Raw genomic sequence first — 12,123 nt, 5'->3', positions numbered from 1 at the left:
CATGACCGCAGCCCTGCGCCCTTCGATTTCGGCCTGCCCTGCCTGCGTCGCCGCCCCGGGTGCGCAGGCGCTGGCCGAACAGGCTCTGCACAAGGACGCCCATATCGCGCTGTCGCTGCCGACGATCCACTGCTCGGCCTGCATCTCGACGGTGGAAAAGGCGCTGGCCGCGGTGCCGGGTGTCCGTTCGGCGCGCGTCAACCTGACCCTGCGCCGCGCCACGGTCGAGGCCGATCCCGCGATCATGCCCGATCAGTTGGTCAAGGTCCTCGAAGGCGCGGGCTATGAGGCGCACGAGCTGGACGCCGGGACCCTGTCGGTGACGCAGAACGACCGCGCGGGTCGCGACCTGTTGATGCGGATGGCCGTGGCAGGGTTTGCCATGATGAACGTCATGCTGCTGTCCGTGGCGGTCTGGTCGGGCGCCACGGATGCTACCCGCGATCTCTTCCATTGGATATCGGCGGCGATTGCCTTGCCGACGCTCGCCTTCTCGGGCGTGCCGTTCTACAAAAGCGCCTGGGCGGCGCTGCGCGCGCGGCGCCTGAACATGGATGTGCCCATCGTGCTGGCGCTGGTGCTGGCGCTGGCCACATCGCTCTGGGAAACGGCGCTCTCCGGGCATCACGCCTATTTCGACGCGACCGTGGCGCTGGTCTTCTTCCTGCTGACCGGGCGCTACCTGGATCACCGGACCCGCGCCATCGCGCGGTCCGCCGCGCAGGAATTGTCGGCCCTTGAAGTGCCGCGCGCCATCGCGCTGCGCGACGGGGCCGAGGTGCAGTTGCCGGTGTCCGAACTGCGCATCGGCGATCTGATACTGGTCCGCCCCGGTGGGCGGATGCCTGTCGATGGCGTGATCGCCGAGGGCCGGTCCGAGATCGACCGCTCGCTGCTGACGGGCGAAACCCTGCCTGTCTTCGCCGAACCGGGCCGCGCCGTTTCGGCCGGCGAGGTCAATCTGACAGGTCCGCTCACCATCCGCGCGACTGCCGTGGGGCGCGACACCTCGCTGCATCGCATGGCCGATCTGGTGGCCATCGCCGAAAGCGGCCGGTCGCGCTACACCTCGCTGGCCGATAGTGCCGCCAAGCTTTACGCACCGGGGGTGCACATCCTGTCGGCGCTCAGTTTCCTGGGCTGGTATTTCTATTCCTGGGATGTGCGCACCGCCCTGAACATCGCGGCCGCCGTGCTGATCATCACCTGCCCCTGCGCCTTGGGTCTGGCAGTGCCGGCGGTGACCACCGCGGCATCGGGGCGGCTGTTCCGCAAGGGCATGCTGATCAAGGATGCAACAGCGCTGGAACGGCTGGCGCAGGTCGATACGGTCGTCTTCGACAAGACCGGGACCCTGACGGCCGGTACGCCCGAACTGACCAATCTGGCCGCACATGAAAAGGGCGAGGCGGCCGTCGCCCTGGCCCTAGCCGAGATGTCGTCGCACCCGCTTGCGGTCTCGCTGGCCAATGCGGCGCGTGCGGCAGGTATCACGCCCGCTGAGGTTGCGGATCTGACCGAAGTGCCGGGTTATGGCACCCAGGGCATCTGGAAAGGGCAGCCTGTGCGGCTGGGCCGCGCCGCATGGACCGGGGCCACCCCGGGGGCCGAAACAACCGCCTGGCTTGCCATTGGCGATGCCGCCCCGCGCGCCTTTACCTTTACCGACCGCCTGCGACCCGGCGCCGCCAATGCGGTGCAGCACCTGATGCGGCAAGGAAAGCGTGTGATCCTGATCTCGGGCGATACTGAACCGGTCGTGGCGGCGCTCGCCACGCGTCTGGGCATTGCCGAATGGCAGGCCGATGCGCTGCCCGCAGACAAGGCCGCACGCATCGCGGACCTGCAGGCTGCGGGGCACCATGTGCTGATGGTGGGCGACGGCTTGAACGATACCGCCGCGCTCACCGCAGCCGATGTGTCGATCTCGCCGGCGTCTGCGCTGGATGCCGCGCGTGTTGCCTCTGACATCGTCCTGTTGGGCAGCGATCTGGAACCGATTGGCGATGCGCTGACAACCGCGCAATCGGCCATCCGTCGCATCAAGGAAAACTTCCGCATCGCCACATGGTACAACATCATCGCGGTGCCCGTGGCCGTGATCGGCCTTGCGACGCCCCTGGTGGCGGCGCTGGCGATGTCGCTCTCGTCGATCACCGTTTCGCTCAACGCGCTGAGGCTCAAGTAACCCGATGGAAGTTCTGTCCTACCTGATCCCGATATCCCTGCTGCTGGGGGGCGTGGGCCTTGTGGCCTTCCTCTACACGGTGCGCAGCAACCAGTATGACGACCCCGAAGGCGACGCGCGCCGCATTCTCAACAACGACTGGGACGACCATCCCAAACCCTGAACGGCGCCAGACGCTTCTTCTTGCCGCAAATATCCTCGGGGGGGACGTCGAACAGAGTGAGACGTTGGGGGGGCAGACAGCCCCCCCTGATCCCGTCAAGGCGTGATCAGCTTGGCCCGATCATGAAGCACTGGATCTGGCGGGCCTGCAACCTGCGGCAGGCAAGATCGGCCGTTTCCCGTGTCATTCCCATGAAATTGGCGTCGAACCCGCCGCCACCCGGCACGACCTTGCGAAGGGTGCCGTCCAGCGTGTTGATCTCGGTCAGGGCTGTCTGCAGCAGGATCTTCTCGGCGGCGTGGCGGTTGCCGTAGCGGCCGACGTTGATGCCCCAGTGGCGCCCGCCCGATGTGCTCAGCCGCGTCACGACTTCGGGATCCTGGCTGGCCTGGCTGGCTTGCGCGGTTTCGGTGGCCTGCGTCTCGCTTTGGGCGGTGCTGTCCGCGGGCAGGCTTGCCAGCACGACCAGCCCCTCGGGGCGCGCGCGCGGCTTGATCGCAGCCAGGGCCGCGTTGGCAACAGGTGCGGCAGGCGCCGCGCTGGGCGTGCCCGTCGCCGTCACTACGGCTTCGGTCAATGCGGCAAGCTCTTCATCCGTGCCCTCGGTCTCGACTTCGGCCAGAACCTCGGGTGCCGGATCTTCCGCAGGTGTAGCCGCGGGGCGGTCCGGAATGGCGGCAGGCGGTGTCAGCGATACCGCGACGGCCACTTCCGATGCGGCCGGGGCCGTCTGCGCGGCGGCGGCTTCGCGTGCTGCTGTCTGGGCCGCAACTTCGCTCAAGGCCTGCGAGATATCGTCTTTCAGGGCCACCAGAACCGGGGCAGGCATGTCCTGTCCGGGGCGTGCGACGGGGCGCAGGCTGGATGAGACAGCCGTGACCAGGCGGATCGTCTTGCCGGCAGCCGGCCGGCCCGTGTCGCCGCTGCCAGCGGATGCGACCTGCGTTTCCACATCGCCCTGGCCGGGGCCGCGACCCGGGACGGCATCCGGTTTGACCGGCTTGCGCAGCGCCACGCGCGACGGGGCCTTCTTGAAGCCGAGGTCCAGCAGTTCCGCGACGCGCTGGTTGCGCGATACGGTCGAGCGTCCGCCAAAGACCGTGGCGATGATACGCGTGTCGCCCCGCTCTGCCGACGCGACAAGGTTGAACCCTGCGGCCCGCGTGTAACCGGTCTTGATCCCGTCTGCACCGCGATAGGCATCCAGCAGGCGGCGATTGGTGTTGTTGACCTGCGCGATCCCCGCATCCGTCGAACGGCGCGAGAAAAGATTGTAATATTCAGGGAAGTCATAGAGCAGGTGACGGCCCAGGATCGTCATGTCGCGGGCCGTCGACATATGCCCTTCTTCCGTCAGGCCATGCATGTTCTTGAAGGTCGTGCGGGTCATGCCCATGGCGGCGGCCGTCCGGTTCATGCGGCGGGCAAAGGCGGCCTCGGACCCTTCGACGGCGGTGCCGATGGCATGTGCCGCGTCATTCGCGGATTTGACCGCAGCCGCGCGGATCAGGTACCGCAGCTTGATCTTCTGTCCCGGGCGCAAGCCAAGCTTGCTGGGCGGCTCGGCTGCGGCGGCGGCGGGAATTGTCACGACGGTATCAAGGCTGATCTCGCCCCGTTCGATCGCCTGGAAGGCGACATAGAGCGTCATCATCTTTGTCAGCGAGGCGGGGTGCAGCCGTGTATCGGCATTCTCGGCATGCAGGACTTCGCCGTTGCGTGCATCCATCACCAGCGCGGCATAGGGCGCGGCCCGCACGCTGAACGGAAGCACAACGATCAACCAAAGTGCCGTGAATATAAATAGCCCGTATCGGGCCGGCTGCCTGCGCCGAACCTTCATTGTCACTGCCTTCTGCCTCACGCCGCCGATGTTTCGGTCGGTCAATTTTTATGTTTTCAGGTTACCACATGAGTTGCGCTGAATAAAGTGTTCATTTCTATAGGCTTTCTTGGTTTGGCTGTGTGGCTTTCAGGTTTTGGCCGCAACATGTTGTGGTACAGTTGGATCGCATAACAACCGGTATGGTTGTATTTGCGCCCTGCGCCGCCTTGCGCGCCTTGTGGCGCGCATGCCGAAATCGGGAAAAGACCCCTTTCAGCACTCATTTGCCGGTTTTTCAGCCGATGCCATGCACCAGTTCGGGCAGCTCTGCGAGGGTGCCCAGTTCATGAAAGCGGGGGGCCTGCGCCGGGGGATCTGCCTTTTCGAGATCCCAGGCCGGACCATGCGGGACAAAGACACCCCATCCGCCCGCCTCGATCACCGGCACCACATCCGAGCGCATGGAATCGCCCACCATCATCGCGCGCGCCGCCCCGTCGCCATGGCGGGCGAAAATCGCCTCGTAGACCGGTCGCGTCTTGTCCGAGACGATTTCCACACCGTGAAACAGATCGCCCAACCCCGACTGCGCCAGCTTCCGCTCCTGGTCCAGAAGATCCCCCTTGGTGATCAGAATCACGCGATGGGTGCCTGACAGGGCCTCGATCGCGCCCTTTGCATGGGGCAGCAGTTCGATCGGGTGACGCAGCATGTCCTGTCCGGCGGCGATCAACTCGCCGATCACGCTGGCGGGAACCCGTTCCTCGGTCACCTCGATGGCCGTTTCGATCATCGACAGAACGAACCCCTTGATGCCGAAGCCGTAGTGGCCAAGGTTGCGGCGTTCTGCGGCAAGCAGGCGCTCCATCAGATGTTCGGGCTCTGCATGGTCGCGCAAGAGGTCGGCAAAACGTGCCTGGGTCAGCCGGAAGAACCGTTCATTCTGCCAAAGCGTGTCATCCGCATCAAAGCCGATTGTGGTCAGATTCTGCATCTCTTGCCCATCGATCCCGGAGCAGCCTCTTTTCTATCGGGCCATTGAGGTTATATAAACCATCAAAGCCAAAACTCAGCATGAATGCGAAAGCGAAGCAGCGCCAGATGATCCAGCGGCCTATCATGATGTCTGAAAAGAAAGACAGCGACGGCGATGCCTCGGTTGTGCTTCAGACACGGCCGAAAACAAAGCGTCCGCCGCTTTACAAGGTGCTTTTGCTGAATGACGACTATACGCCGATGGAATTCGTCGTGCATGTGCTGGAACGGTTCTTCGGCATGTCACATGCCCAGGCCTTCGAGATCATGCTGACTGTCCACAAGAAGGGCCTGGCCGTGGTTGGCGTGTTCAGCCACGAGATTGCGGAAACCAAGGTGACCCAGGTCATGGATTTCGCCCGGCGGCATCAGCACCCGCTGCAATGCACCATGGAAAAAGAATAATCATATGTTGTCCGAGCGCCTGTCGCTGGCCCTTGCGGGTGGCGACCTGACCCTGCCCGATGGCGGCATGATTGCCGTATTCGGCCCCAGGGCGGGAACCGATCTGTCCAGTCTGCCAACCGAGAGGGTCACGGTGATCACCGGGTTCAAGCCGGATCATGACGCCTTTGCCGCAGCAGGCTATCCTTGTGCACGCGCGCCCCAAGAATCCTGTGCGGTGGCGCTGGTCTGCTTGCCGCGCGCCAAGGCGCAGGGTCGCGCGCTTCTGGCGCAGGCCGCCGATCTTGTCGGGACGGGCGGTCTGCTGATCGTGGATGGGCAAAAGACCGACGGAATCGAATCGATGCTGCGCGACCTGCGCGCACAGGGCCTGTCGCCGATGGTGCTGTCCAAGGCCCATGGCAAGATGCTGTGGTTTGCGGCGCAGCCAATGCCCGCCGACTGGCATGCGCGGGGGCCGCAGCCTGTCGAAGGCGGCTTCGTGACTGCCGAGGGGGTGTTTTCGGCTGACGGGATCGATCCGGCCTCGCGCCTGCTGGCGAACAGCCTGCCGGAAGAGCTGGGCGCACATCTGGTCGATCTGGGGGCGGGCTGGGGTTATCTGGCAGCCCGGATCCTGGCGCGCGACACGGTGCGCACCCTTGACCTAGTCGAGGCGGATCATGTTGCGCTGGACTGTGCCCGTGCCAATCTGGCCGACCCTCGCGCGCGGTTTCACTGGGCGGATGCAACGACATGGCGTCCCGACAACCTTGTGGATGCGGTGGTGATGAACCCGCCTTTTCACACCGGCCGCGCCGCCGATCCCGACCTTGGCCGCGCCTTTATCGCCGCCGCCGCCGCCATGCTGACCGCACAGGGCCGGCTTTGGCTTGTCGCCAATCGGCACTTGCCCTACGAGACCGCACTGGCGCAGCACTTCGCAGAGGTCAGCGAACTTGCCGGTGACAACCGGTTCAAGATTCTTGCGGCGGCGCGCCCCACGGCGCCACGGTCTCGCCAGCGACGCTGAGATCGGCTAGCTTTCCCGGAACAACGGAGATCCGACATGTCCTTTTCCATCAGCGGCAAGACCGCCATCGTCACCGGAGGCGCCTATGGAATCGGCCATGCCATCGGCAGGCATTTCCTGGACAAGGGCGCCAATGTCGTCTTTGCGGATCTCGACGAGGATCGCCTGCGCAAGGAGCTGGGCCCGAACGAGGATGGCAACAGCCACCGTTATTTCGCGGGTGACCTGCGTGAGCGGCTGACCATCGCCAACCTGTTGTCTGCCACCATCGACGCCTTCGACCGGGTCGATATCCTTGTGAACGGTGCGCGCCAGATCGTGACGACCGACGCTCTCGACCCCGAGGATACATCGGTCGATACGCTGCTGGAGCAGAACCTGCTGACCTCGCTCAGGCTGTCGCAGATGGTCGCGCGGCGGATGATCAAGCAGGCCGAGGATCTCGAAGAGGTCGAGACGGCGGGTACGATCGTCAACATCTCCTGCCTTGCGGCGCAGCGGACCCATCCGGACCTTATGGGCTATTCCATCTCGACCGCCGCGCTGGACCAGATGACCCGATCGCTGGCGCTGGCATTGGCGCCGCACCGCATCAGGGTCAATGCCGTGGCTTTCGGGTCCGTCATGTCGGCCAGCCTGAAGGCCGCGATCAAGGACAACCCCGACTATCGCGACCAGATCATCGCTCGCACGCCCTTGGGTCGTATCGCGCCACCCTCCGAACTGGCGGAAGCGGTGCAGTATCTGGCGTCCGATTGTTCCAGCTTCATGACCGGGCAGATCATGACGGTTGATGGCGGTCGCGGCCTTCTGGACCCGGTCATCGCGCCCGCGCATTGATCCGCAGGTCGCAGGGGGGCGCTGCCCCCGTCCTGCGGACTTCCCCGGGATATTTCCGGCAAGAAGAAGCGGGCGGGGACATCACGGGGTTCTGGCGTTGGGCTTTGTCGGCTGTTAGGTTTTCCGGGAGTGTAGACCAAAACCAGACAGGACGCCTTGATGACCCAGACCTCGACCATCGCCACGGCCATGCAGACCGAGAAAGACACCGCCGCCGGTTGGTTCCGCCAGTTGCGCGACGATATCGTGGCCGCTTTCGAGGCGCTGGAGGATAGCCAGACCGCAGGCCCCACGGCAAATCTGCCAGCTGGTCGGTTCGAGGTGACACAAACCCGGCGGTCCTCGGACGATGGATCGGATGCCGGTGGCGGCCTGATGAGCGTCATGCGCGGCGGCCGTGTGTTCGAGAAGGTTGGTGTCAATATCTCGACCGTCTACGGTACGCTGGGCGCGCGCGCGCAGAAAGCGATGGCTGCGCGCGGTGTTCCGGGAATGGCGGATGATCCGCGCTTCTGGGCTTCCGGCATAAGCCTTGTGGCGCATATGCAGAACCCGCATTGCCCGGCGGTGCACATGAACACGCGCATGTTCTGGACGCCGGGTGCATGGTGGTTCGGCGGCGGATCCGACCTGAACCCCTGTATCGAATATGCCGAGGATACCGACCATTTCCATGCGGTGCAGAAGGCGCATCTGGACCCGCACGGCGAAGGGCACTACCCGCGCCTCAAGGCATGGGCGGACGAGTATTTCTTCGTGCCGCACCGTGGCCGCGCGCGCGGGGTCGGGGGCATCTTCCTGGACGATCACAATACCGGCGATTGGGGCGCGGATTTCAGCCTGATCCAGGATATCGGGCGGGCTTTCCTGCCCGCCTACCTGCCGCTGGTCGAAAAACGTCGGACCCAGCCCTGGACCGAGGCGGACAAGGATGTCCAACTTGTCCATCGCGGCCTGTATGCCGAGTACAACCTGGTCTACGACCGGGGGACGAAATTCGGCCTCGAGACAGGGCATGACGCCAATGCCGTGCTGATGAGCCTGCCGCCCTTGGCGAAATGGGTCTGACCCATCCCGACGCGTGATGCGGGGGGCGTCAGCCCCCGCGCACCGTGTCGATCATCAGCTGGACATTGGCCGGATCCGCATCCGGCGTGATTCCATGACCAAGGTTGAAGATATGCGGGCCGTTCTTCAGTGCCTGCACGATGCGCCGGGTTTCGTCCACCAGGGCCTGGCCACCTGTCACCATATGCGATGACTTGAGGTTGCCCTGCACGCAGCTGTCGGGCTGCACATGCTGCGCGACCCATTCGGCGGTGACCGAATCATCCACGGCAACGCAATCGGCGCCTGTCGCGCGTGCGAAGCCGATGTATTTCTCGCCTGCCTCGCGCGGGAAGGCGATGACCGGGATGCCGGGATGACGCGCCTTCAGAGCCGCGATGATCTCCTTCGCGGGCTCAAGAGCATAGGCGTCGAAATCGGCACCCTTGAGCGATCCTGCCCAGCTGTCGAAAAGCTTGACGACCTCGGCGCCCGCGTCGATCTGCGCGGACAGGTATTCGATCGTGGCCGCCGTGATCCGCGCCAGAAGCGCCTCGAACACCGGCCTGTTCCCGGCCTTCAGCGCATGGGCCGGGCCTTGGTCTTTCGTGCCTTGCCCTGCGATCATATATGTCGCCACGGTCCACGGCGCGCCGGCAAAACCGATCAGCGTCGTCTCGCGCGGCAATTCGCGGCTCAGGATGCGCACGGTCTCGTAGACCGGGTTCAGCGTCTCGTAAATCGCCTCAACGGGTTTGAGCGCATCGACCCCTGCCTGAGAGGTGATCGTGGAAAGGCGCGGCCCCTCGCCGGTGACGAACCACAGATCCGCCCCAAGCGCCTGCGGCACCAGCAGGATATCCGCGAAAAGGATTGCCGCATCGAAACCATAGCGGCGGATCGGTTGCAGGGTCACTTCTGCGGCCAGTTCGCTGTTGTAGCACAGCGACAGGAAATCCCCGGCCTTTTCCCGCGTGGCGCGGTATTCCGGCAGGTAACGGCCCGCCTGACGCATCATCCAGATCGGCGGAGTGGGCAGCGTTTCCCCGGCAAGTGCCCGCAAAATCGTTTTATCGGTCATATCTGTTCCCTTCGGTTGACAGTTTCGTCCCCTTTGGGCGCAAGGATGTCAAGCATCTGGTGCTTGTCAGGTCAGCTTTACATGACTAACAACTGTCTCATGACTCTGACACGCCCCACACCCGCCTCACCGCTGAAGATCGGCACCCGTGGCTCTCCGCTGGCTCTGGCTCAGGCGCATGAGACGCGCGCGCGCCTCATGGCGGCCTTCGACCTGCCTGAAGAGGCTTTCGCAATCGTGGTCATAAAGGTCACGGGCGACGCGATCCAGGATCGGCCGCTCAAGGACATCGGGGGCAAGGGCCTCTTCACCCGCGAGATCGAGGAGGCGCTGCTGGACGGGTCCATCGACATTGCCGTGCACTCGATGAAGGACATGCCGGTCTTGCAGCCGGCGGGGCTGCTGCTGGACACCTATCTGCCGCGCGAGGACGTGCGCGATGCCTTCGTCGCGCAGGATGTGGCCTCGCTCAAGGATCTGCCCGCAGGGGCGCGCGTGGGATCGTCCTCGCTGCGCCGTCGGGCGCAGCTTCTGAATGCCTTCCCGCATCTGGAAGTGGTGGAATTCCGGGGCAATGTGCAGACCCGGCTCAAGAAGCTGGCCGATGGCGTGGCCGCCGCCACCTTCCTTGCGCAGGCCGGGTTGAACCGGCTCGGCATGGCCCATGTGGCGCGTGGTGCCATTTCGCCCGATGACATGCTGCCTGCCGTCGCGCAGGGCGCCATCGGGATCGAGCGGCGCGCCGATGACACCAACACCGCCGCCATGCTCGAGGCGATCCACCACACCGAAACCGGTCAGCGTCTGGCTGCCGAACGCGCCTTCCTCGCCACGCTGGACGGGTCCTGCGAGACGCCGATCGCGGGCCTGGCAGAACTCGACGGAACCACCCTGCGCCTGCGTGGCGAGGTGCTGCGCCCGGACGGGTCTGAAAAGATCGCCGATGACCGTAGCTGCACGATTGCCGACGCGCCCGACATGGCGCGAGACATGGCGCAATCCTTGCTCAAGCAGGCAGGTCCGGGATTTTTCGACTGGCGCTGATCAGCGCCCGCCGTTTCTTCTTGCCCGAAATATCCCCGCCGGAGGCGCAGGTGTCAGCCTGGCAAGACCTTGCCGGGGTTCAGGATGCCGTTGGGATCAAGCGCCCTCTTGATCGCGCGCATCGCGGCCAGCGCCACCTTGTTCTTGCGTCGCGCCATCGAGGGCAGCTTGGACATGCCAATTCCATGTTCGGCCGAAAAGCTGCCGCCAAGTTCCAGAACCACATCCTCGACTGCTTCCATGATCGCATCATGCACGTCCGGGTCCTGCGAGATCGGCCAGACGGTATAATGCACGTTGCCGTCGCCCAGATGCGAGACGATCAGCTCTTTCGCGCCTTTGTCCAGAACGTTCAGCCGGTCGTGAATGCGCGACAGGAACACGGCGACCTGGTCCAGCGGCACGGCCACGTCATTGTTCACGATCGGTCGCCGCGTCAACGCGATTTCAGCCGCCGCCTCGCGGCGTTGCCACATCTCGGCGCGTTGGGCCTCTGACTGGGCCACGACCGCATCAAGGATCATGCCCTCTTCGAACATGCCCTCCAGGACTTCCTCCAGGTGTACGGAAACCGGCACGCGCCCGTCCGGGCCGGGGGTGCAGTCGCGTGGCGCTGTCGCACCGACCTCGACCAGGATATTGACGTCATGCATCTGCTCGAACGGGGGTTTGGCACCGGGAAACTTCTCCAGATGCCCCTCGATATAGGCGCGCGGCATGAATTCGAAGGCCTCGACCCCGCCACCCGTCGCTTCGCGCAGGCGGTTCAGAAGCACCAGCGCCTGATCCAGCGAAGGAGCCGCAACCATCGCCGTGGCATAGGCGCGCGGTTTCGGAGCAAGCTTGAGAACGGCCGCGGTGATGATGCCAAGCGTCCCTTCCGCCCCGATCATCAGGTGCTTGAGGTTGTAGCCAGAGTTGTCCTTGTGCAGTTCGCTCATCAGGTCCATCACCTCGCCGCTGGGCAGGACGACCTCCAGGCCCAGGCACAGATCGCGGGTGTTGCCATAGCGCAGCACGTTGGACCCGCCCGCATTGGTCGACAGGAAGCCGCCGACCATGGCCGAGCCGCGCGCACCGAAGGTCAGTGGAAAGATCAGGTCATGGGCATTCGCCGCATCGTGCAGGCTGGACAGGATCACACCGGCCTCGACGATGGCGATCCGTGCCTCGGGGCGCACCTCGCGGATACGGTTCATCCGGTCCAGCGACAGCATGATCGCCCCTTCGGCCTTGGTGCCACCGGCAAGCCCGGTATTGCCGGACACCGGAACGACAGCCGTGCCGGTGTCATTGGCAAGGCGTAGCACTGCGGCCACCTCGGCGGTGGACCCGGGCCGCACCACGGCCAGCGGCGTCCATGTGTAGACGCCCGTCCAGTCGCGTGACCATTTTGCCAGATCGGCCCCCTTCACCACATTGGCGGGGCCCACGATCGTCTCGAGCCTGTCCAGCATTCTGCATCCCTCCCTTGTTATTCGGT

The 12,123-nt window shown here is 64.7% G+C and carries 11 protein-coding genes; 7 read left to right on the top strand and 4 right to left on the bottom strand.

All coding sequences use genetic code 11. From position 1 onward, the window contains the following. The first annotated feature begins 1 nt into the window (after position 1). Positions 2–2,188 carry a heavy metal translocating P-type ATPase gene (locus tag ACMUJL_RS09105; RefSeq protein ID WP_375568809.1) on the top strand — a complete coding sequence of 729 codons (2,187 nt, stop codon included), beginning with the start codon at positions 2–4 and terminating at the stop codon, positions 2,186–2,188. A 4-nt stretch (positions 2,189–2,192) separates the two neighbouring features. Continuing rightward, entirely contained in the window at positions 2,193–2,351 is a 159-nt protein-coding gene (gene ccoS / locus ACMUJL_RS09100; protein ID WP_375568811.1) for a cbb3-type cytochrome oxidase assembly protein CcoS, read from the top strand. A gap of 106 nt (positions 2,352–2,457) precedes the next feature. On the opposite strand, the gene ACMUJL_RS09095 is transcribed toward ccoS, so the two are convergent. Next, the gene (locus tag ACMUJL_RS09095) at positions 2,458–4,194 is read right to left on the bottom strand and encodes a D-alanyl-D-alanine carboxypeptidase family protein (RefSeq protein ID WP_375568813.1); all 1,737 of its coding nucleotides are present in this window, start codon (positions 4,192–4,194) and stop codon (positions 2,458–2,460) included. A 277-nt stretch (positions 4,195–4,471) separates the two neighbouring features. After that, entirely contained in the window at positions 4,472–5,170 is a 699-nt protein-coding gene (locus ACMUJL_RS09090) for an HAD family hydrolase (RefSeq protein ID WP_068293751.1), read from the bottom strand. A gap of 80 nt (positions 5,171–5,250) precedes the next feature. On the opposite strand from ACMUJL_RS09090, the gene clpS reads away from it, so the two are divergent. The 4 genes from clpS (at position 5,251) to hemF (ending at position 8,536) form a co-directional block, all read left to right on the top strand. Then, positions 5,251–5,616, top strand: coding sequence for an ATP-dependent Clp protease adapter ClpS (clpS, locus tag ACMUJL_RS09085; RefSeq protein ID WP_375568816.1), 366 nt, complete (start codon positions 5,251–5,253; stop codon positions 5,614–5,616). A gap of 4 nt (positions 5,617–5,620) precedes the next feature. Continuing rightward, positions 5,621–6,628 carry a class I SAM-dependent methyltransferase gene (locus ACMUJL_RS09080; protein ID WP_375568818.1) on the top strand — a complete coding sequence of 336 codons (1,008 nt, stop codon included), beginning with the start codon at positions 5,621–5,623 and terminating at the stop codon, positions 6,626–6,628. A gap of 36 nt (positions 6,629–6,664) precedes the next feature. Continuing rightward, positions 6,665–7,468, top strand: a complete 804-nt coding sequence (locus ACMUJL_RS09075) for an SDR family NAD(P)-dependent oxidoreductase (RefSeq protein ID WP_068293745.1) — start codon at positions 6,665–6,667, stop codon at positions 7,466–7,468. 159 nt (positions 7,469–7,627) lie between these two features. Then, a complete protein-coding gene (gene hemF, locus ACMUJL_RS09070) occupies positions 7,628–8,536 on the top strand; it encodes an oxygen-dependent coproporphyrinogen oxidase (RefSeq protein WP_375568821.1) in 909 nt (302 codons plus the stop codon). A gap of 28 nt (positions 8,537–8,564) precedes the next feature. Here the strand turns inward: hemF and hemE are convergent, their stop codons facing one another. Next, complete coding sequence (gene hemE / locus ACMUJL_RS09065) at positions 8,565–9,596, bottom strand: uroporphyrinogen decarboxylase (RefSeq protein WP_416914230.1); 1,032 nt, start codon at positions 9,594–9,596, stop codon at positions 8,565–8,567. 99 nt (positions 9,597–9,695) lie between these two features. On the opposite strand from hemE, the gene hemC reads away from it, so the two are divergent. After that, complete coding sequence (gene hemC / locus ACMUJL_RS09060; RefSeq protein WP_068293737.1) at positions 9,696–10,640, top strand: hydroxymethylbilane synthase; 945 nt, start codon at positions 9,696–9,698, stop codon at positions 10,638–10,640. Positions 10,641–10,693: 53 nt separating this feature from the next. Here the strand turns inward: hemC and ACMUJL_RS09055 are convergent, their stop codons facing one another. Then, the gene (locus ACMUJL_RS09055; protein ID WP_375568823.1) at positions 10,694–12,097 is read right to left on the bottom strand and encodes an FAD-binding oxidoreductase; all 1,404 of its coding nucleotides are present in this window, start codon (positions 12,095–12,097) and stop codon (positions 10,694–10,696) included. Positions 12,098–12,123 lie beyond the last annotated feature (26 nt).

The sequence above is a fragment of the Seohaeicola sp. genome, assembly GCF_048006315.1.
GTDB lineage: Bacteria > Pseudomonadota > Alphaproteobacteria > Rhodobacterales > Rhodobacteraceae > Seohaeicola.
This window is presented reverse-complemented; position numbering and strand designations above follow the sequence as displayed.

Coding starts and splice junctions, on each gene's coding strand:
- ACMUJL_RS09105 (WP_375568809.1), top strand. CDS start 2: ATGACCGCAGCCCTGCGCCCTTCGATTTCGGCCTGCCCTGCCTGCGTC.
- ccoS (WP_375568811.1), top strand. CDS start 2,193: ATGGAAGTTCTGTCCTACCTGATCCCGATATCCCTGCTGCTGGGGGGC.
- ACMUJL_RS09095 (WP_375568813.1), bottom strand. CDS start 4,194: ATGAAGGTTCGGCGCAGGCAGCCGGCCCGATACGGGCTATTTATATTC.
- ACMUJL_RS09090 (WP_068293751.1), bottom strand. CDS start 5,170: ATGCAGAATCTGACCACAATCGGCTTTGATGCGGATGACACGCTTTGG.
- clpS (WP_375568816.1), top strand. CDS start 5,251: ATGAATGCGAAAGCGAAGCAGCGCCAGATGATCCAGCGGCCTATCATG.
- ACMUJL_RS09080 (WP_375568818.1), top strand. CDS start 5,621: ATGTTGTCCGAGCGCCTGTCGCTGGCCCTTGCGGGTGGCGACCTGACC.
- ACMUJL_RS09075 (WP_068293745.1), top strand. CDS start 6,665: ATGTCCTTTTCCATCAGCGGCAAGACCGCCATCGTCACCGGAGGCGCC.
- hemF (WP_375568821.1), top strand. CDS start 7,628: ATGACCCAGACCTCGACCATCGCCACGGCCATGCAGACCGAGAAAGAC.
- hemE (WP_416914230.1), bottom strand. CDS start 9,596: ATGACCGATAAAACGATTTTGCGGGCACTTGCCGGGGAAACGCTGCCC.
- hemC (WP_068293737.1), top strand. CDS start 9,696: ATGACTCTGACACGCCCCACACCCGCCTCACCGCTGAAGATCGGCACC.
- ACMUJL_RS09055 (WP_375568823.1), bottom strand. CDS start 12,097: ATGCTGGACAGGCTCGAGACGATCGTGGGCCCCGCCAATGTGGTGAAG.